Annotated in this window: 20 protein-coding genes; 17 read left to right on the forward strand and 3 right to left on the reverse strand. The window is 68.4% G+C overall.

Annotated features, from left to right (window positions below; translation table 11 throughout):
* Positions 1-421 precede the first annotated feature (421 nt).
* Entirely contained in the window at positions 422-1591 is a 1170-nt protein-coding gene (locus HC362_RS34675) for a DUF2637 domain-containing protein (protein WP_243088959.1), read from the forward strand.
* Positions 1592-1707: 116 nt separating this feature from the next.
* Here the strand turns inward: HC362_RS34675 and HC362_RS34680 are convergent, their stop codons facing one another.
* From HC362_RS34680 to HC362_RS34690, 3 genes are all read right to left on the reverse strand, one after another.
* Complete coding sequence (locus tag HC362_RS34680; RefSeq protein WP_243088960.1) at positions 1708-3804, reverse strand: FtsK/SpoIIIE domain-containing protein; 2097 nt, start codon at positions 3802-3804, stop codon at positions 1708-1710.
* A 169-nt stretch (positions 3805-3973) separates the two neighbouring features.
* A complete protein-coding gene (locus HC362_RS34685) occupies positions 3974-4708 on the reverse strand; it encodes a hypothetical protein (protein WP_243088961.1) in 735 nt (244 codons plus the stop codon).
* Positions 4705-5514, reverse strand: a complete 810-nt coding sequence (locus HC362_RS34690; protein WP_243088962.1) for a ParA family protein — start codon at positions 5512-5514, stop codon at positions 4705-4707. Before HC362_RS34690 ends, HC362_RS34685 begins: the two co-directional genes overlap by 4 nt.
* Positions 5515-5748: 234 nt before the next feature.
* Between HC362_RS34690 and HC362_RS34695 the strand changes: the two genes are divergently transcribed.
* The 16 genes from HC362_RS34695 (at position 5749) to HC362_RS34770 (ending at position 18443) form a co-directional block, all read left to right on the forward strand.
* Positions 5749-5994: a hypothetical protein gene (locus tag HC362_RS34695; RefSeq protein WP_243088963.1), complete on the forward strand. Its 246-nt coding sequence runs from the start codon at positions 5749-5751 to the stop codon at positions 5992-5994.
* Between the two features lie 11 nt (positions 5995-6005).
* The gene (locus HC362_RS34700) at positions 6006-6374 is read left to right on the forward strand and encodes a hypothetical protein (protein WP_243088964.1); all 369 of its coding nucleotides are present in this window, start codon (positions 6006-6008) and stop codon (positions 6372-6374) included.
* 55 nt (positions 6375-6429) lie between these two features.
* The gene (locus HC362_RS34705) at positions 6430-9141 is read left to right on the forward strand and encodes an ATP-binding protein (RefSeq protein WP_243088965.1); all 2712 of its coding nucleotides are present in this window, start codon (positions 6430-6432) and stop codon (positions 9139-9141) included.
* Positions 9138-11684: a hypothetical protein gene (locus HC362_RS34710; protein WP_243088966.1), complete on the forward strand. Its 2547-nt coding sequence runs from the start codon at positions 9138-9140 to the stop codon at positions 11682-11684. Before HC362_RS34705 ends, HC362_RS34710 begins: the two co-directional genes overlap by 4 nt.
* Entirely contained in the window at positions 11684-12208 is a 525-nt protein-coding gene (locus HC362_RS34715) for a YbjP/YqhG family protein (RefSeq protein ID WP_243088967.1), read from the forward strand. The genes HC362_RS34710 and HC362_RS34715 overlap by 1 nt, the downstream gene beginning before the upstream one ends.
* Before the next feature lie 3 nt (positions 12209-12211).
* Positions 12212-13237: a C40 family peptidase gene (locus HC362_RS34720; protein WP_243088968.1), complete on the forward strand. Its 1026-nt coding sequence runs from the start codon at positions 12212-12214 to the stop codon at positions 13235-13237.
* A 19-nt stretch (positions 13238-13256) separates the two neighbouring features.
* Complete coding sequence (locus tag HC362_RS34725) at positions 13257-13469, forward strand: hypothetical protein (protein WP_243088969.1); 213 nt, start codon at positions 13257-13259, stop codon at positions 13467-13469.
* Between the two features lie 225 nt (positions 13470-13694).
* Positions 13695-13955, forward strand: coding sequence for a hypothetical protein (locus tag HC362_RS34730; protein ID WP_243088970.1), 261 nt, complete (start codon positions 13695-13697; stop codon positions 13953-13955).
* A 43-nt stretch (positions 13956-13998) separates the two neighbouring features.
* Positions 13999-14394, forward strand: coding sequence for a hypothetical protein (locus tag HC362_RS34735; RefSeq protein ID WP_243088971.1), 396 nt, complete (start codon positions 13999-14001; stop codon positions 14392-14394).
* A gap of 45 nt (positions 14395-14439) precedes the next feature.
* Complete coding sequence (locus HC362_RS34740) at positions 14440-14664, forward strand: hypothetical protein (protein WP_243088972.1); 225 nt, start codon at positions 14440-14442, stop codon at positions 14662-14664.
* Between the two features lie 101 nt (positions 14665-14765).
* Positions 14766-15365 carry a hypothetical protein gene (locus HC362_RS34745; protein ID WP_243088973.1) on the forward strand — a complete coding sequence of 200 codons (600 nt, stop codon included), beginning with the start codon at positions 14766-14768 and terminating at the stop codon, positions 15363-15365.
* Entirely contained in the window at positions 15362-15727 is a 366-nt protein-coding gene (locus tag HC362_RS34750) for a hypothetical protein (protein ID WP_243088974.1), read from the forward strand. Before HC362_RS34745 ends, HC362_RS34750 begins: the two co-directional genes overlap by 4 nt.
* A 143-nt stretch (positions 15728-15870) precedes the next feature.
* The gene (locus HC362_RS34755; protein ID WP_243088975.1) at positions 15871-16518 is read left to right on the forward strand and encodes a hypothetical protein; all 648 of its coding nucleotides are present in this window, start codon (positions 15871-15873) and stop codon (positions 16516-16518) included.
* Positions 16515-17252, forward strand: coding sequence for a nuclease-related domain-containing protein (locus HC362_RS34760; RefSeq protein ID WP_243088976.1), 738 nt, complete (start codon positions 16515-16517; stop codon positions 17250-17252). Before HC362_RS34755 ends, HC362_RS34760 begins: the two co-directional genes overlap by 4 nt.
* A gap of 232 nt (positions 17253-17484) precedes the next feature.
* Entirely contained in the window at positions 17485-17922 is a 438-nt protein-coding gene (locus HC362_RS34765; protein ID WP_243088977.1) for a hypothetical protein, read from the forward strand.
* On the forward strand, positions 17919-18443 hold the full coding sequence (locus HC362_RS34770) for a bifunctional DNA primase/polymerase (RefSeq protein WP_243088978.1): 525 nt from the start codon (positions 17919-17921) through the stop codon (positions 18441-18443). Before HC362_RS34765 ends, HC362_RS34770 begins: the two co-directional genes overlap by 4 nt.
* The last annotated feature ends 22 nt before the right edge of the window (positions 18444-18465 follow it).

The following is an 18465-nucleotide window of genomic DNA, read 5'->3' on the forward strand; positions in this document are numbered from 1 at the left end:
CGCTCTAAAGCCTGAAAGGGCGCTAAAGCGCCCTTTCCTGGAACCTGTCATTTTGCTTCGCAAAATGAGGGCTGACGAGAAAGGAGCTGACGGGAGCTCAACTCGCTTATTGGCGCGGCCCCTTTTTCCGGATACTAGGTATATCGCCAATTCTCCGGTGCAGGTACATCCTTTATTCCTCGCCCATTTGGACCTGTGCTATTTGCTGGGTGTCGAATTCCTTATCCCCTGGAAATTCTACCCTGTTTTCCATGGAAAATTTAGCGCATTTTTGGCGATGGGTGTTGACTCAGTTACTTGTCTAGGATATTGTTTCTCTTGTCGGTTGGTAAGTTGCGTGCATCTTACCTAACTTGACCCCTACCATGGGCCGTCACCTTGGTGGGAGCCACTACTGGCGACACATCAGGAAGGAGCTGACATGCAGGAACCTCAGACCGTTCCGGCAGAACCGCCGGCGGCCGAGGCTGCCCCCGCGACACCTCAGAAATGGGTGCGACCGGGCCTCTCCCGCGTCGAGTGGACGTTCGTGGGCCTGATCGCGGTGGGCGCCGCGGTCGTCGGCGCTATCGGCCTGTACTCCTCGTTCGGGAACGTCACCAAGCACATGGCCGAGCGAGGGTTCCACCACCCCGAGTTGGTGCCTCTCGCGGTGGACATCGCCATCCCCGTGTTCGGGCTGGCCTACCTGGTTCTGCTGCGGCTCGATATGGCGCTCGCCTGGGTACGTCTGGTGCCGGTGGCATTGACCGGCGTCACCATCTACCTGAACGTGACGTCCACTCAGGACATTGACGCACAAGTAGCCCACGCTGCACTGCCCATGCTCTGGGTTTTCTTCACCGAGGTTGTGGCGCACTTCTACCGGGTGCAAATCGGCCGGTCAAAGCAAACTCGCACGGACCCCATTCCCTTTAAGCGCTGGCTGCTGGCCCTCCCCTCAACTTTCAAGCTCTGGCGACGAATGCAGCTCTGGGAGATCACCAGTTATCACCAGGCTCTCGACATGGAACGGGAACGAGTGCGGGCCGTAACCCAGCTGCGGATGACATACGGGAAGAGCTGGCGCCGGAAAGCACCGCTCGACCTCCGCACCGAACTCCGGCTCGGCCTCCTGACTCCTCATCAGGTCAAGCCCGTTGAGCAGTCCACTGCTCCGGCCGAGCAGGCCCCGACCGAGGCAGCGTCCGACCCTGCCCCTGCCCTCCCTGCACAGCGCGAACTGAGCCCCGCCGAGGCAGCGTCCGCGCCCGCCATCGAGACGCTGAGCGTCGACGCCATCGAGGGAGACACGCCGTACACCGCACAGGCCGCTGAGTGGGGCACCACACCCGCTCAGACCGCGACGGTGGAGACCAGCGCGGAGCGGGAGCAGCGAGAGGAGCAGGAGCGGGAGCAGCGCCGCGCGGACAACTACGAGCGGGCTGTCGAGGTGGCGCTGGAGTACATCGAGGCCAATCGGCCGATCACCGGCACGGCGCTGGCCGATGACGAGCGGATCCCGGTAGGTGCCCGCAGCGCTCAGCGCTACCTCGGCCGCATGGTGAAGGAAGGGATCGTTCCGGCCGAGATGGTGCAGCGCGCCCGGTAGGCCACTGAGTACCGCCCAACGCATTGGGGGCCCGACACCGTCTGGTGTCGGGCCCCCAATGCGTTGGGCGGCGGTAGGCCGTGGCGCTGTGGCTCTGTCTGCGGCTCTGTCCGGGGTCAGGGGACCTGCTGTGTCTCCCGGCGACGGACGACGTCCTCAGCGGAGAGGCTGAGGACCTGAGAGCCGTTGTCCTGCCCGATGACCGTCAGCTCGACCAACTCCTCTCCCTCGTCGGTCTCCTCGAAGTGCAGATCCTCGACAACCACGATCTCGGGGATACCGGTCTCGTCCTCGACCATGACCGTGTCTCCCGTCTCCAGGTCGTAGACCCCTGCGTCGGCCCACTCGCCGTGTCGGTCGTCGTCGCCTTCATGGGCCTCGACCGTCGTGCTGGCGGCCTGCCGTGGGAGGTAGTCGACGTCCTGGCGCTCCTGGTGCTCCAGCTCGGCCTGCGGGCCCTTGGCCAGCTCGACGCGGGGGGCCGGCTCCACCTGTTCGGCCGGCTGCTGGCTGTCGAGTCCGTAGCTGGCCCGGAGCTGGCGGACGGCGTCCTCTCGCCGCCGCTTCAGCATCTCGAACGCCGGGGGGATCCTCACGTCCTCCCACAGCGCCGGGTCTGCGGCCCTCTTCCGGGCAGTCGCCCACACGCGGCCGTCCTCCTCGGTGTGTCCCTCCGCTGTGGGCGGAACCACGCGGAGCCCCTGGACTTCCTCCGGCCCGCGGCCGGTCTCGGACATGCCACGGCCCTGAACGCTGGGCAGGTCGGTGCCGGTGCGCGCGTTGCCCCACATCATGATGGCGGTCTCGCGCGTGTGCTGGTCGAGCGCCGTGCGCTTGCGGAAGGAGTCGCGCAGTGCGCCCTTGACGATCTCGGCGTCCGGGCGCTGGAGGCCCAGCACAGCGTGCATCTCGGCCGTGCGGCCCATGACCACGATGTTGCCCCATCGGTCCAGGCAGGGGTGATCCTTGGGGCCCCTGATCTCTTCGCGCCGCTTCTCCTCGGCCCACAGCGTGTTTACCTGGTCCTTGAACACCATGAATTCATCGAGGATGAACAGGAATTTTCCGTGCTGTCCGGCAGGGGTGACGCCTGCCTGAATCTCCTCGTAGCGCTGATCCATGAGCCTGCCAGCGGCCATGATGGCCTCAGCAATATCCCCGATATCCGTCACCAGCGTGACACCGGGGAAATCAGCAAAGTCAAGGTACTCGGTTCGCTTCGGGTCACACAGGACGACGGGAATTCCCTGCAAAACCGCACTGAGGACGAGAGATCGGATCAGAACGGTCTTGCCGGATCCTGTCGGGCCGACGACGAGATGGTGGGGGTTCTTGGAGCCGAGGACCCACGTGCGGAACGTGCCATCCTCGCCGACGGCGTACGGGAGGGTGCCGTATTCCATCGCGAGGTCAGCGGGAAAGTAGACGTTGGTCGGGAATGGAGGGCGCCTTTTGAACCTTACCGTGTTTTCCTCGAAATCCCAGATATCGCGCCAGGACCCGGGAAGTTTGGCGTCGACCTGCATGAGGACTTTTTGCCGGTAGGCCACCGACAGGTCCCGGGCGGTGGTCGCGTAGACGACGCGGATGTCGGTGGGGCTGTCGCTCCCTTCCTCGAAGCGGACTTCCTTGACGGTCGCTGTCGGCCCCATGACGGCCTGGATGGCGTCACCGGCACGTGTTCGCACGGCGGCCTGGGCGGGGGTGTCGCCTGTCTCTGTCGCCACGGAACCGGTGTCGCTCTCAACGATGTCGCCGGGAGCGGTGTCGTAGTCGAGGCGACAGATCACGTGTCGCTTGTGTCGGCGCCATGTCGCCTCGACCGAGGCGCCCAGCCGTGTCGCGACAAGCTCCCGGACCTTCGCACGCTCCTTCTCGTCGCTGTCGGGGTACGTCGCCGGGTAGATGATCTTGATCTGCGTAGGTCGCCGACGGTTCCGCTTCTGTACCCGGATCATGCCCTTGGTGGTCTCGGGACGCAGCACGGGGGCCAGGGCGTGGGTGAGGTCGCGGACCGTGCTGGTGCGCTTCTGGTGCCAGGCGGCTGCCAGGGCCGCGAGGGCGGACAAGAGAACTGCGGCGGCCATCAGGGGCATTTGCAACCCAGTCTGGTCGATGAGGTCGGCGCCTGCCCAGATGACGGCGCAGAGGCCGAGGCCGCCGAGGAGGGCGCGGGGTGCGGTTGGGCCGGGGTTGGGCGAGGGCTGAGTCATAGGGCTGCTCCTTCGGTTACTCCTCGCAGTTTTTTGTGATCTTGGTCGACCACCCTCTCCGGGCTTGACAGGGGTGGTAAGCTGGGGCTCTTCGTAGCTTGCGGAGAAAGGACCCAGCTTAAGGGCCCCTGTCGGCGCCCTCCGAGGCTGATTTTTCCGCCACGCACTGCTACGCCTCCCCCTCGTCCTGCGCGGCTCCGCTGCGGCGTGCCCTGCCTTGCTTGCGCAGGGCCGCGCCCCTGGCTGCCCCCTCGGGTCCCGGGCCGGTGGGCAGCTCCTCGACAGCGGGGAACGGCTGGCCGCCGTTGTGGGTCTCCTCCAGCTCCCGCGTGTGCAGCTCGACCAGGCGCCGGACGTACTCGCTGTGCGTCTGGGGGGCGGCAGGCAGGTGCCGCGTGTGCCACATCGCTGCCCGGGAGCGGTGGTACAGGGAGTCGGGGAAGCTGAAGCTGCGGTTCTTCATCCGCTCCCGGTCCGCGTTCCGCTTCTGGGTGCCGGCTGCTGTGCCCGCGGATCCTGCGCCGGGGTCTGTCGCCGTGGTGTCGCCCCCACGGCTGTCGCTGTCGCCGTCGCCGGGTGTCGTGTCGCCGAGGGTTCCGGGTGCCCTGTCGCCTGTCGCGACAGCGGCGCCTGTCGTCTTGTCGCCGTGTCGCTGTCGCCTGTCGCCTGTCGCTGTCGCCGTGTCGCCGGGGGGTGTCGCTGTCGCTTCGGCTGTCGCCTGTCGCCTGTCGCTCCCGGTGTCGCTGTCGCTGTGTCGCTGTCGCCGTGTCGCGGTGACGTCAGCGGCTGTCGCCGTCGCTGTCGGGGTGTCGCCCATGGCGACGTCGACGGGGTCGTGCTCAACCAGTGCGGCGGGTGTCGCGCGCACCAGCTTTTCCCTCCCCGTCTTTTTCTCTGCCGTCATTGCCCGGCCCTCTCATGCTGTGCCCGCACGGTGTCATACATCCCTTGGTAAATGTCTGCGATCTCCGTAAGTCCGGGATCCCCAAAATCACGCAGAGGCGTATGGAAACTCTCCACCGATTCCCGGACGAGAACATTTCTCGGAATAAGAGGAGTAAGAATCAGCTTTCCTAGATTCTTACTCTCTCTTATATCCCGGATGATTCTTTTGGCGTCGCGGGAATCGTCGTATTCAGTAACAGCGACTCCCGCGATCCTCAGTTCCGGATTCCAACGGGCGCGTATTCGGTCGGCCGTGTAGCGCATCTCCTCGGCTCCCTGTGCACTCCACAGGGACGCACGCGCGACGATGAAAAGCGATTCCACGGCGAGTAGTCCGGACATGGCCAACTTTCCGAGGTCCTTTGGCAAATCAACGATGACGTCTGCTGCCAGGTCGTCAATCTCGCCGCTTTCCCGGGCGCGGCGCAGCGCGGAGACTGCGGGCCCCATGTCGAGGTCCCTGTTCGCGAGGTAGCGGCTGGCCGGTGCCACGAGCATGCCCGGCCGGACCGAGGGTGCGAGGACCTGGCGCAGCGGCACCGCCGAGGCGCCGGCCCCCGGGGGGAGGAGGACGTCCTTGAGCCCGGGAGTCAGCCGCTCCGGCTCCAGGACCGTGGTGCCGTCGCCCTGGGGGTCGAGATCCAGGTACGCGACCCCGCGCGGGGGGTCCTCGCGGCTGCGGCGCCGAGCTGCGGCGTGCGCCAGCTCCAGTGCCGTGGTGGTGCAGCCGGAGCCGCCTTTCCCTTTGCCCACGCCGATCCACATAGATCCATGCCTGTCCCTTTCTCCCCCCAGCCATCCGGGCGGAAGCCCGGCAGTTGCACGAAACATGCTAGGCCGCGCTCCGTTGCCCCGGGCCCGTCCTGAACAGGGAGGAAACGCCAGCTAGTTGGGAATTCCGGCTACCGCTCGACAGCCGTGTCAGCCTATGGTGGAGTGCCAAATCTCGTAAGTCACATGCAACTTGTGACCACGAATCGACAAAGTGAGGTGACCTCCATGAAGTCCGACCTCCAGCAGCTCGCCGCCTTCGGAACCGATGGCCTGGAGAAGTTCCTGAAGGGCGACGCCCTCCAGGTCGGCATCCTGATCGCTGGTCTGGTGATCCTCTTCGGCGCAAAGGCGAAGAACCTGTCCGCTGCCTTCACGGTGGGCGGCATCGCCCTGCTCGGCGTCGCCGTCATGGGCCTGTCGGGCGCCGGGTTCCAGATCAGCGAATACCTCGGCGGATGGATCTGGAACTAAGGGGCGCCGCCGTGGACATGCACACTGACGACGAGATCTACAGCGTCGATGACACGTTCTTGGGGCCCCCGGGGCAGACGCTGCCCTGGGCCGTGCGCTACCGCGCGTACGGCATCGGATCCGCGATCTTCGCCCTGATCCTGGGACTCGAACTCTGGCTCGGCATCCTCGGACCCTGGAATGCGGTCTACGGACTGCTGGTCACCATCGGCCTGACGATGTGGATCATGGGCCGGATCACCCACGAGTACACGCTGCGCGCACTGGCCACGACGTTCTGGCACGAGGTCAGCGCGCCCCGGCCCCGGACTCCGACCCGCCGCGTCCGCCGCTCGACGCTCACCACCATCCACCGGCGGACCCGCAACTCCGCGCGCTGACCGGCGCGGCTGACAGCTGACCACACCTGCCCAACAGCACCACGAGGGGAAACCCGTGCACGACGACGACACCACCGCCGCGCCTGCCCCTGCACCGCGCGGCCTGGCGCGCCTGTTCACCACCAGGCGCCGCACGCAGGACACCACTTACGACAGCACGCTCCAGTTGCGCGACATCACCGGGCATCTCGCCGTCACCCGCGACGGCACTGTGACCGCCTGGTACGTCGCCGCGCCTCAGCGCTGGAGCTTCCTTTCCGACGCCGACCGCAACGGGCTGCTCGCCGCGCACGCCAAACGGTTGGCTGAACTGACCGGCCGCCGCCTGCACCTGCGCGTCACTCACCGGCCCTACCCCGTCGCCCTGTGGGCCGAGGCCCTGCACAACAGCGCCGTCAACCCCCTGCCCGGCTGGGACCGCTACCTCCAAGAGGAGCAAATCAACGTCGGGCGCTCCGGCCTGGACAACAAGGTCGTCTACTACGGCGTACGCATCGGACGCCTCAACGGCCTCGGACGCGGCTCCGCATTCTTCGGCGGAGGCCAGCGGGAACTGGACGCGCTCACCCGCGACGTCCAGGAGGTCGACGGCATCATGGCAGCCGGCGGAATGCAGGCCGCGCCCGTCACCGCGGCCGACATGGACTGGTTGCTCATCCGCTCCCTGGGGCTGGGCCTCCCGGCCCCGCTGGACGTTCCCGAGCGCCCTACCGACCAGTGGCAGCCCGGGGACCTGGCCGAGTACGCCGACACCGTCGAATGGTCCTCACCCGAGGCGTACGCGCCGTACGTGACCGTCACCGGGCACCGTGACGGAGCGACCGTGACCCGGTACGTCGCCATTCTCACCCTCGGGCAGATGGCCCTGCCGCCCATCCCCGAGTCGGGACACGCGCCATGGATGCAGCGGCTCGACCGGCTCCCCTTCCCCTACGAGGTCAGCGCGGTCATCGACGTGCGGGAAGCGGCCGAGGTGACGAAAGAGATGCGCTCACAGCTCCAGCGCATCTATCACCAGGTCAAACACCACCATGAGCACGAGGTTGACATTCCGCAGCGGCTGGGCCGCCAGCGTCAGCAGGCACTGCTGACCGAGGACGAGATCCAGTCCACCGGAGCAACCGGACTCGGCACCCGCACGGAGGGCTGGTACCGCATTGCGGTCTCCGCCGACAGCAAAGAGAAGCTGTTCGACCGCGTGGCCAAGGTGAAGAAGCGCTACGGGACGCACGTGCTGGTGCACCACACCGCCGACCAGTACCGGCTCGCCAGCGAATTCATCCCCGGGGAACCTGTCGCGAACGACGCCTACAAGCGGCGCCTGCCGGTCACCACCCTGGCCGGAGCCCTGCCCGCCGCGACAGCGGTCGTCGGCGACCGCATGGGCCCCAACATCGGCTACACGAGCGGCGCCAGCCGCCGCGCGGTCATGTGGCACCCCTGGCGCTCCCAGGAGATCCGCGAGGGCTCCGGCCTCACCCCGCTGGTCAGCACGCTGGGTGGTGGCAAGTCGACCCTCATGGGCAAGATCGTCTACGACTCGACACGGATGGGCGCGCCCTGGGTGCTGCTCGACCCCTCCGGGCCGCTCACCCGGCTGTGCGGCCTGCCCGAGCTGCGGCCCTACTCACGCGAAATCAACCTGATGAACGCCGAGCCCGGCACGCTCAACCCGTACAGGGTCATCCCTGACCCGGACCGCCAGCATTACCGCGCGGCCGACTACTGGAGCGACCGCGACCGCGAGGACGCGGCCGAGCGCGCCTACCAGCAGGCCAGGAAGACGGCCGCTGCCTCCCGCCGCACACTGGCCGTCGACGTGCTCCGCGGACTGCTGCCTGATTCGCTGCGCAACTCCGAGACGACCTCCAAGGCTCTGTTGATGGCCGCCCAGCGAGCGGACGCCTCGGTCAACAGCTCCCCGTTCGCCATCATCGATGCGCTCAAGCGTCTGTCCGGCTCGCTGGAGGAGCACGCCACCCACCTCGCCGAGCTGCTGCACGGCGTCAGCGAGATGCCCCAGGGGCAGCTGATCTTCCCCTCAGCCGACGGTGGCGACGACCGGTACCTGAGCGCACATCACCGCCTGGTGGTCATGTCCCTCAAGGGCCTGACGTTGCCCACGGCCGGTGTCCCCGCGCACGAATGGACGCTCGAAGAGCAGTACAGCATGCCCCTCCTCTACCTGGCCGCCTGGTACGCCCAGCGCTCGATCTACGACCGGGAGATGCACGCGCGTAAGGGCCTCGCCCTCGACGAGTGCTGGGCGCTGCTCCAGGTCAGCAGCGGTCGGACCCTGCTGAAAAAGACCGGCCGCGACTCCCGCAAGCACAACACCCGCGCCCTGTACGCGACCCAGGACGCCGGGGACCTGATCGCGGCCGACTTGTCGAACTGGATCGACTCCGCATTCATCGGCCGCACCATCGGCGAGGACGCCCAGCGCGGCGCCCTGCGAATGATCGGCATCGAGCCCGGCAACGGCTACGAGGACCAGCTGGCCACGCTCTCCGCACGCCAGCGCGACAGTGACCGCACCCAGATCCCGCGTGAATTTATCTTCTCCGATGGCGAGGGCGGCATCGAGCGGATCACGGTCTCGCTCGCGCACCGGCCCCAGCTCAGGGACGTGCTCAACACCACCGCCAACCCCCGGGCTGCCCGCAGCGTCCCGCAGCAGGCCGAGCGCAGCCCATGGATCGAGGGCCAGGACCTGCTGACCAAGTCCTCCCTCCCGTCCCAGAACGGCAAGGAGGCCCTGCGATGACGCGCACCGCGAGGCTCCGCCTCCAGCAGCACCCCGCCCTCCGCCTCCTGGTCCTAGCCCTCACACTCGTCCTGGTCACCGGGCACCTGGTCATGGAAACCACGGCCAGCCCCGCCCGTGCGGCCGAGTGCACTGACAAGGACATCCCGGAGCCGTTCAGGGACGACTGCATCGACGGCGACAGCTCCAGCGATGACGAAGACTGCGCCGGACCTGCCAGTGACTACTGCAAGAGCGGCGGCAAGGAGGAGAAATCCGGCTGCGACTACGCCCCTGAGCATTCGCAGAAGTTCTGCGACGACGGCAAGGGCGAGGACAAGAAGAAAGACAGCGGCCCTCCGGCCGGCGGCCCTCCCGGCATGAGCGACGCGATGGACGAGCTCACGCCCGAGTGCAAGAGCGCCCCGACGCCCGCATCCCCAGGCCGCGGTGATGCCTCCTGGGCGCAGCAGGAGCCCGAGAAGGCCCCGGCGCCCATCAGCACGAAGAGCGACAGCGCCACCGCGCACATCTACGAGCAGTACGGGCTCAGCGGCCTGGAGTGGCACACCTACGACCTCGCCTGCGATTCCCCCAGCGACACGCTCACCATGATGAACAAGGACTACACCACCCAGATCGCCAACTGGGCACTCGGCGCGAGCCGGTGGTGGACCTCCCTTGCCATCGGCATGCAGCAGGAGGCGACGAGCAACGGCTACATCAGCAAGATTTACGACGTATCCGCCGACGCCACCAAGGAAATCCGCGACGCGGTCTACAAGCCCTGGATCGGTATCTCGATCCTGGTTCTGGGCCTGACCATCCTCTACAGCGCCCGCCGCAAGGCGTTCGCCGACACCACCAAGACCATCACCTGGGCTCTGCTGGTCATGGCCGTGGCTGCCGTCGGGTTCGGCTACCCGCAGCAGGTGGGAAAGCTGGCCGATGACGCGATCGTGCAGACCGTGGGCCAGATCCAGCAGGGGGTGGCCGGGGACGTCACCAAGGGCAGCACCCCGGGCACGTCCCAGGGCAACCTGCTGACCAAGGGCATCCTCTACGAGGGCTGGCTGCGGGGCGAGTTCGGTGACTCCGACTCCAAGGTTGCCAAGAAGTACGGCATGCCCCTGCTCGACGCACAGTCGCTCACCTGGGCCGAATCCCGGCTGCCCGACGAGGAGCGCAACAAGGTCATCGAGGCTAAGAAGAAGACGTTCCAGGGCATCGCCGCGAAGGTCAAGAAGGAGGACCCGGACGCGTACGAGTACCTGACCGGCCGCGCCGGGGGCCGTCTCTCCGCTGCCGGGGAGACCGCCATCGGCGCCACACCCGCGAACCTGTACTCGTTCGCGAGCAGTTCGCTCATCGTCTCCGCACGGCTGATCATCCCCACCGCGCTCATCTTCCTGCCCGCAATCGCCGTCCTGGCGCTGCACCGCAGGCTCTCGGGAACGCTGCGCACCCTGGGCTCCAGCGTCGGCGCGGCCATCATCAACGCGCCGCTGATGTCGCTCGGAGCCAGCATCGAGATCGTGGCCGTGAAGGTGCTGTTCGCGGACAACGAGATCCCCGCCTGGTTCGCTGCCGTACTGCTGTGGATCTTGTCGGTGATGCTCTGGGTGATGACCAAACCGCTTCGGCGGCTCAACGCGATGCTGTCCCCGAACACCCAGTGGTTCGGCAACGGCATCGGTGCCATGAGCAAGACCAAGGCCGCTCTTGGCGGGGCCGCCCTGGGCTACGTCAAGGGCCGTATGACAGCACGGCAGATCGGCCGCATGGTCAACGGCAGGAAGGGCGGCAAGAGCAGCCAGCCGGACCCGGACGCCTCCGACGAGGGATCGCTGGCGGGAGACCTGGCGCCCGAGGACCGGCAGCAGTCACAGCGACCGCCCGACTTCAACGACCTTTCGGCCGCCAACGAGCGTGCAGCGTGGGAGGGCGGCGAGGGCCCCGACTACGAGGGCGAGGGCTACCGCTGGGGGGACGACGAAGGCTGGCAGAACGCCACCGGCGCGGCCTCGCAGACGGCCAGCACCACAGCGCCCAGCAGCGGCAGCACGGCAGCGCCCGGGGGCCTCTTCGTTCCTGCACCGGCGCCGGCTGCCGCGACCGGCCCCGACCACAGCGAGGGACCGACCACGGACCTGGCACCCAGCACCCCGAGCACCCCGAGCGCGCCGAGCGCGCCGAGCGCGCCGGTGGTCTCCCCGGAGACCACCGGCCGCGGTCCCTCCCCGAGCGCTCCTCCGGCGCCACGGGCAGGGACAGACACGGCCGTTGTCCCGACCGCTGGCGGCACCCGGGCACCGGGCGCTCCCTCGTCGCAGGCTTCTCGGGGCAGCCAGCAGGCGGCGGCCTCCACACCTCCCGGGGCATGGGACGAGCCCGCAGGCAGCAGCACCGATGTCGAAGGGGACCGGCCGGCGCCGTTCCAGGCGCCCACGGTGACCGGTGACGACGGCCAGCAGGTATTCGTCATCTACAGCCCGAGCAGCAGCACTTACGAGGCCCACCGGCCCGACGGGTACAGCACCCCCGATCAGGACGGGGAGGACTGATGCGTGACCTCCGCAGCACCCTGACCTGGGTGCTCCACAGCCGCAGGAGGCTGCTGGGCACGGTCGTCTCCCTCGTGGCGGCCATCGTCCTGATCGCCTCGCTCAACAACGAGGACGGCCAGCGCCACGCGGACGCCAAGGCCCCGCGCCCGTCGACGTCCAGCAGTTCCGAACCGCCCGCGTCGTCCTCGCCGTCACCGAGCAGCAGTCCCGACCTGAGCACGGCCGCAGGCACCGCCCGCGGATTCGTTGCGGCCTGGGCCTCGCACAAGCCGCGCCAGGAGTGGCTGGCCTCCCTGGCGCCGCACGCCACTCAGGACCTGACGCGCGACCTGTCCAGCACCGACCCGGAGCGCATCTCGTCCACCAAGGCCACCAAGGCGACGGTGACCGACACCGGAGGCGGCAACATCACCTCGGTTGCGGTGCGTACCGATGCGGGGCCCGTGACGGTCGACCTGTTGTGGGAGCGGGGCCGGTGGTGGGTCTACGACATCCAGCCCGGCGCCCAGGCCAAGGAGTGAGGCATGCATCCCCTCGCGCTGGCCGCGTCACGGCGCGGCCGGCGGTGGGGCCTCGTGGTTCTCCTCGGGGCCCTTGCCGCCGCTGGTATGGCGTTCCTGCTGATCTCCCAGGCGTTTCTGAGCGCCGCCGCCGCGCCCATGTCCGGCCTGCCCTGTCCGGCCGAGGACGTGGCGGTGGGTGAAGGAGACGGCAAGACAGGACTGAACGCCAAGCAGATCAAGAACGCCCAGATCATCATCGCCACCGGGCAGAAGATGCAGGTGCCCGCCCGGGGTCAGGTCGTCGCCATCACCGCCGCGCTCCAGGAAAGCGGGCTGCGCAACCTCAAAGGTGGCGACCGGGATTCGGTCGGCCTCTTCCAGATGCGGCCCTCCCAGGGCTGGGGCACCGCCAAGCAGCTCACCAACCCGCGCTACAGCTCGAAGAAGTTCTACCGCGCGCTGCTCTCGGTGCCCGGCTGGCAGAACATGAGCGTCACCGCAGCCGCTCAGAAGGTCGAGAAGTCGGGCTTCCCGCGCGCTTACGCTAAGCACAAGCGCCGCGCCGTGCAGATCGTTGCCTCCGTCGGGCGCGGCACGGCAGGCGTGGCCCAGGTCGACACCACCGGCTGCACGGCCGTGGTGGACACCCCCGCAGGACCGACCGGTACAGCGCTCGCGGTCATGAAAAAGCAGGTGGGCAAGCCGTACAAGTGGGGTGCCACCGGCCCCGACTCCTTCGACTGCTCGGGCCTGATCGTTTACGCCTGGCGGAAAGCGGGCTATCAGCTCTCGGTGCGCACCAGCCAGCAGATGCACACCGTCTCGACGCCGATCAAGAGCGGGCAGGAAAAGCCCGGCGATCTCATCTTCACCGAGTTCGAGCAGGGAGGCCCCGCACACGTGATGGTCGTACTCAAGAAGGGCACGGCGATTGAGGCCCCCCGGACCGGGCTTGACGTGCGGATTCGGAAGTACAACGCGAAGCAGGAAGGTGCGAAGTTCGGCCGCCTGCCCAAGTCCGCGCTCAGTCGCACCACGGGGGCATGACGTGCACGTAAACATCCCCATGAAGGACATTCCGACCCTGGTCAACAAGGCTGATGGGCAGGTGCTGTTCGGAGCGCCGGAGACCACCCAGGCACTCCGCGACATCGCCTGCTTCCTCCGCTACTACCCCGAGCTGTCCGCTTCCGCAGTCCTGGACCAGGTTGCCGACAACTTGGACGTGGCGGTTGCGAAGATCCGGCGCCGCACGGTGAACGGGAGGGAAGGGGAATGATCCTGACGCTCTACTGCTGACCGACAGAAGGGGCTGCCCGCGTGCGGGCAGCCCCTTCTGTCGGTGCGCGGTGACCCGCAACACAACACGAACTGTTTCGGCGATTGACAAGTGTTTCGCAGGGAAACACTATTGAGGAGGTCGGGCAACCGCCCGCCAACGCACGCGGGGCGCGGCTCCGCTTCCACACGACCGCCGCGCCCCGCCTCCCGAAGGAGGTCACCATTGTCCACCACCCTGCACACTGCGCCCAGAACGCGCATCGCCCTGGACGGCGACCTGGTCAATGACGCCGCCTGCACGCTCGTGGAACTGTCCACCGTGCCGGACGACGAAGCCCTCCAGGACCGGGCCGCCGCCCAGCTCGCGCCGCTGACCGCCACCCTGCGCCGGATCACCGGCACCGACAACGCAGAGGCGGCGAACGACGCGGACTGGCTCAACGCCTGGCGCGGTTGCGGGATCGTCCGAGAGAGGACCCGCTGATCCCATGTCTCGTCGTGCCCCGAGCAACAGCTATCACCTGCGTATGACCCTGACCGACGGTGGGTTGTGGCAGGTCGACATCACTGAGTTGCCCGAGGTACGCCCCGCGCCGCTGCGCTCGCTCTCCCGCATGGAGGCTCGCGCACGCACGGCCATCGCCCAGGGCGAGGGCGTCGACCCCGACGCCCTCGCCCTGGAGGTCACCACCAGCACCGGAGACCCCCAGGTCGACGCCGACGTCGAGCACGTCCGCGCGCTGCGCGACAAGGCGGACGACCTCGCCCGGCAGGCCGAGGAGGCCCGCGCCGCAGCGCGCCAGGCCGCCGAGCCCATCGCCCGGCACCTCGTACACCAGCGCGGAGTCAGCGTCCGGGATGCTGGCGCGGTGCTCGGGGGGTACAGCGGTGCCGTGATCTCCCGCATGACCCAATACGCCTGAACGCCGTTCCCACCCAGGAGCCTTGACCACAACGACGGAGGACCGATGCCCGACGAACAGAAGCTGCGCGACGCCGCCAGCGCCTACGCCGAACTGGAGCAGGCAATCGCCTGCGGAATGCACGCCCCCAGCACCGAGGAGGCCACTGCCCTGGTCGAACCGGCCGCGCACAAGGCCAACGCAGCCATGAAGGAGGCCGGTCTGCTGGGCGCATCAGCGCAGCAGATGCAGGACCTGGTCCGGGGCTTCGGGCCCGGCACCCAGAACTGACCCACCGGCTGCCACCGGGAACTGACCACGCCCGCTCACCACGGGCGCCCGGCAGCAGCCTCAGCCGACCGCACACCGACCCAACACACCGGAGGACTCCTATGTCCACTGTTCGGCCCCTGCCCTGGCACGTGACTCTCTCCAGCTCCATCCACGCACTGCGCTGTTCCGCGATGACCGCTCGCAACGCCTATCAGCGTGCCGTCCAGGAGCACGGCCAGGCCCAGGGCGACGCCGTGCACGCCGACGACATCGGCACCGCCGTGCGGCAGTACGACAGCATGCCGTTCAACCCGTACGCGCACACCCTGGGGCAGATCGAACTGGCCCAGCGCGGCCTGCTGCTCTCCCTCTCCCGTGTATGGCACCGGACCGCCCGCACCTACGCCTGGAGCGCGTCGCACGCCCTGTTGCTCCTCCGGGCGGGAGAGGAACCGGCGCTCGCCACGGTGGCACCGACCCGTCAGCCACTCCCGGCGCTGGAGCTGTCCGGCCTCCCTGCGCAAACCCGTGCCGAGGCCCAGCAGGCCGAGCGCGACGTCCTCCGCCATGTCAACAACTTCGCGGTCTCGCACTGGGGACAGGCCGCAGGGGCCTGGCACCGTCACGCTGAGGCAGTCAACGCCCTGGTATGGCCGGAGATCATCGAACGTGGCATCGCCAAGACCAGCGCCGCCCTCAGCAAGGGAGGCGACGCGTGATGCACAACTCCCCCGCCGACCGGATGCGCGAGTACCGGCGCGGCTCCCACCTCGGAGCCGCCCGCAACCTTGTCCGCATCCTGGCCGATGGCTTCCCGCCCGTTCTCTCCTGGGAGATCACACGGAACGGCACCCTTATCGGGGAGCTGGAGCCGGACGGCCGCAGCCCGGTGGAGATGATCCGCTCCATCCACCGCGCTTACGGCGGCACCGTCGCCTGCCAGAACCGGGTGACCGGCAGGCGACTGGTCGCTCAGTTCGGGTGGCGTACCTGGTCGGTGGAGCTGTGGACCCCCTCCCCGCTGCCCCTGCGGACCTGGTCCGTCGAGCTGGAAACTCCGCTGCCTGGTCTGCCTGACTGAGCCGTCGGCTCACCGTGCTCGGCTCCCCGCACGGGAGTCGAGCGCGGCGGGCCGACGGACGGCCCACGCGCGGCAGCGCTGATGTCCGCCCAACACCGGCCGTGCGCTGCCGCGCGCTCTTCCTCTCCTGACCAGGAGGATCCATGCCGACCTACACCGCTGACGAGTTGACCATGGCGTTGCATGCCAGCCTCGTCACCGATCTTCCGAACCTCTCCCGGGCCGAGGCACAGGCCGCCATCACGGAGGAGCTGACCGGCTACGGTCTCGCCCACGCCCGAGCACTGGACGCTTACGAACTCGGGGACCGGCCGGAGACCGTATTCCCGCGCCGCACCCAGGCCGCGGACCTCGTCCGGCGCTATGGCGTCGACGCACTCCAGCCCACCCCGATTACCGGGCTGACCATCCGCCAGCCCTGGGCGGCCCAGCTCACCCACCGCAACCGGCGATGCGTCCACCACAGGTGGCCAGCACAGCAAGCCGGTTGGCTCCTGCTGCATGCAAGCTCAGTCCTCGACAACCGGTACCTCCCCCAGGTCAGGGAGACAGACCCGGACCTCCCGCTCACCACGGGCGCCGTCATCGGGGCCGCACGGCTGGTCACGGCCCACGAGAGCGCCGGATCCTGCTGCCCTTGGGGAGCCCCGGACTTCTGGCACTGGGTCATCACCGATCTCCACCCGCTCAAGGAACCAGTCCCGGCACGCGGCCGACAGTGCCCTTGGGACCCGGCTCCCGCCCTCGTCCGGGAAGTCCGCGCCCAGCTCCCCCAGGGGGTGCTGCTGTGACCTCCCCGCGTGCCCACACTGCCGGCACCTCCGCACGGCGCCACGCGGCTCGACTGCGGCGGGCCGAAGTCGGCCGCCAGCACCGCAAAGGGCTGCCACTGCTGGCGGGGTCGCTGCTGCTGAGCATCGCCCTCGCTCCGACTCTCTCCCACACGGGGGGTCTTATGCGGCTGGCCTCCCTGCTGCTCCTCGTCGGCCTGCCCGGCTGGGTGGCACGGCGCTGCTATCAGCCCGGACCGGAGGTACGGCGCTGGCGCCACGGCGCCGAGGGCGAGCAGCGCACCGCCCGTCTGCTCCGGCCGCTGGCCCGGCGCGGCTGGACGGTGCTGCACGATCTCGCCATCCCGGGAACCAGGGCCAACGCTGATCATTTGGTGCTGCTGCCCGACGGACGCGGCGCCGTCATGGTGGACAGCAAGCACCTCAACCGCACCGGTCAGGTCACGGTGCGCGGCGGCACCCTCCACTGCGGCAACCGCACCTACCCGGACATGCTCAGCACTGCGCGCGGGCTGGCCGAGAAGGCAGGCGCCGCGCTCGGGGTTCCCGCCGCCGCGCTGGTGGTGGTGCACGGTGCCCGCGTGCCCAACGGCCGCATCCGGGCCCAGGGAGTAACCATCGTGAGCCCCAGCAGGCTCCGAGGCGAACTCACCAGCATCCCGTGCACTCCGGACCGCGACCGTGCCGAGCTGCTGGCCGACCGCGCGCGGCGCCACCTGCCTCCGCACACCTGACCTGTCCGACCGTCCGCAGTCCGTGCCTGAGCGCAGCAGCCGCGCTAAGGTACGGATTGCGGTTTTTTGACCGTGGGCCCGGCTCAAGGCCCGGAAGTCGTCTGGCCCAGACCGGACGCCATCACCGAAGGTGCCCCGCGCCGAGCCCCCACCAAGTTCACCGCCGTCACCTTGGCCTCGCTCTGTGCGGGCCGGTGAGTCTGGGATCACCGTGCTCGCGGGAAGAGTTGAGATGCCGAAGATGCACGCACGCAAGAACGACCTCGCAGCGATCAAGGCCAACTACGGCGTCAAGCACGCCGATGCCCTCGCGATCCTGGACTCCGAGGACCGCGAGGAGCTGTGCCAACTGCTCGCCGAGTACGCAGACATCACCACCTATGCGGAGGCCAGGGACTACCTCGCCGAGCTGCGCGCCGATCCGCGCAACCAGGTCATGTGTGACAAGTGCGGTTGGACCTGGGGCATGGTCTGCCCCGAGTGCCCCGGCTGCGGCTGCTACAACGGCCGCTGCTCCGGCTGGCGACACCTCGACTACGCCGGTGACGACGACTTCGACGGCTACGACAACGAATGCCGTGACTGCGGCGCCGGTGGCGACCCCTATGAGGAATGCACCTGCTACTGGGACGACGAGGAGGACCAGGAGCACGAGGCGGTGCCAGCGTGACCATCGCAGCCGCTGCCGATCTCGCCAGGCGCGGCCTGGCTGTGTTCCCGCTCCCGCCCGGCGGTCGTCGTCCTACCGGCCGGTGGCAATCGCTGTGCCTGACCGATCCGGAGCGCGTCCAGGAACTGTGGTGCGCCGGTGACAACATCGGCGTCGGCTGCCGGGCCTCCAAAGTCGTCGGCCTGGACCTGGACATCGACGGCGACGGCGACGGCGAAACGGTGCTCACCGAGCTGGCCACCAGCCTCGGGCAGGACTGGCCTAAGACCCTGACCGTGCGGACGCCGAGCGGCGGCCTGCATCTGTATTTCCGGGTTCCGTCCGGCTGCACCATCGGCAGCAGTTCGGGCGGCCGGACCGCTCTCGGCTCAGGCATCGACGTGCGCGGCCCTGGCCGCCGCAGCGGCGGCTACCTGGTCGGCCCCGGCTCCACCGTGAACGGCAAGCGGTATGTCATCGAGCGTGACGTGCCGCTCGTCGGCCTGCCTGAGTGGATCGCTGAAAGGGCTGCACTGGTCTGACCTTGCCCGGGGCGCCGTTTCC

Origin of the sequence: Streptomyces sp. 891-h (assembly GCF_022760275.1) — a bacterium.
GTDB classification, from domain to species: domain Bacteria; phylum Actinomycetota; class Actinomycetes; order Streptomycetales; family Streptomycetaceae; genus Streptomyces; species Streptomyces spirodelae.

Bases quoted from the DNA above. Each gene is read 5' to 3' on its own strand.
- HC362_RS34675 (WP_243088959.1), top strand. From the start codon at position 422: ATGCAGGAACCTCAGACCGTTCCGGCAGAACCGCCGGCGGCCGAGGCT.
- HC362_RS34680 (WP_243088960.1), bottom strand. From the start codon at position 3,804: ATGACTCAGCCCTCGCCCAACCCCGGCCCAACCGCACCCCGCGCCCTC.
- HC362_RS34685 (WP_243088961.1), bottom strand. From the start codon at position 4,708: ATGACGGCAGAGAAAAAGACGGGGAGGGAAAAGCTGGTGCGCGCGACA.
- HC362_RS34690 (WP_243088962.1), bottom strand. From the start codon at position 5,514: ATGTGGATCGGCGTGGGCAAAGGGAAAGGCGGCTCCGGCTGCACCACC.
- HC362_RS34695 (WP_243088963.1), top strand. From the start codon at position 5,749: ATGAAGTCCGACCTCCAGCAGCTCGCCGCCTTCGGAACCGATGGCCTG.
- HC362_RS34710 (WP_243088966.1), top strand. From the start codon at position 9,138: ATGACGCGCACCGCGAGGCTCCGCCTCCAGCAGCACCCCGCCCTCCGC.
- HC362_RS34715 (WP_243088967.1), top strand. From the start codon at position 11,684: ATGCGTGACCTCCGCAGCACCCTGACCTGGGTGCTCCACAGCCGCAGG.
- HC362_RS34720 (WP_243088968.1), top strand. From the start codon at position 12,212: ATGCATCCCCTCGCGCTGGCCGCGTCACGGCGCGGCCGGCGGTGGGGC.
- HC362_RS34725 (WP_243088969.1), top strand. From the start codon at position 13,257: ATGAAGGACATTCCGACCCTGGTCAACAAGGCTGATGGGCAGGTGCTG.
- HC362_RS34735 (WP_243088971.1), top strand. From the start codon at position 13,999: ATGACCCTGACCGACGGTGGGTTGTGGCAGGTCGACATCACTGAGTTG.
- HC362_RS34740 (WP_243088972.1), top strand. From the start codon at position 14,440: ATGCCCGACGAACAGAAGCTGCGCGACGCCGCCAGCGCCTACGCCGAA.
- HC362_RS34745 (WP_243088973.1), top strand. From the start codon at position 14,766: ATGTCCACTGTTCGGCCCCTGCCCTGGCACGTGACTCTCTCCAGCTCC.
- HC362_RS34755 (WP_243088975.1), top strand. From the start codon at position 15,871: ATGCCGACCTACACCGCTGACGAGTTGACCATGGCGTTGCATGCCAGC.
- HC362_RS34765 (WP_243088977.1), top strand. From the start codon at position 17,485: ATGCCGAAGATGCACGCACGCAAGAACGACCTCGCAGCGATCAAGGCC.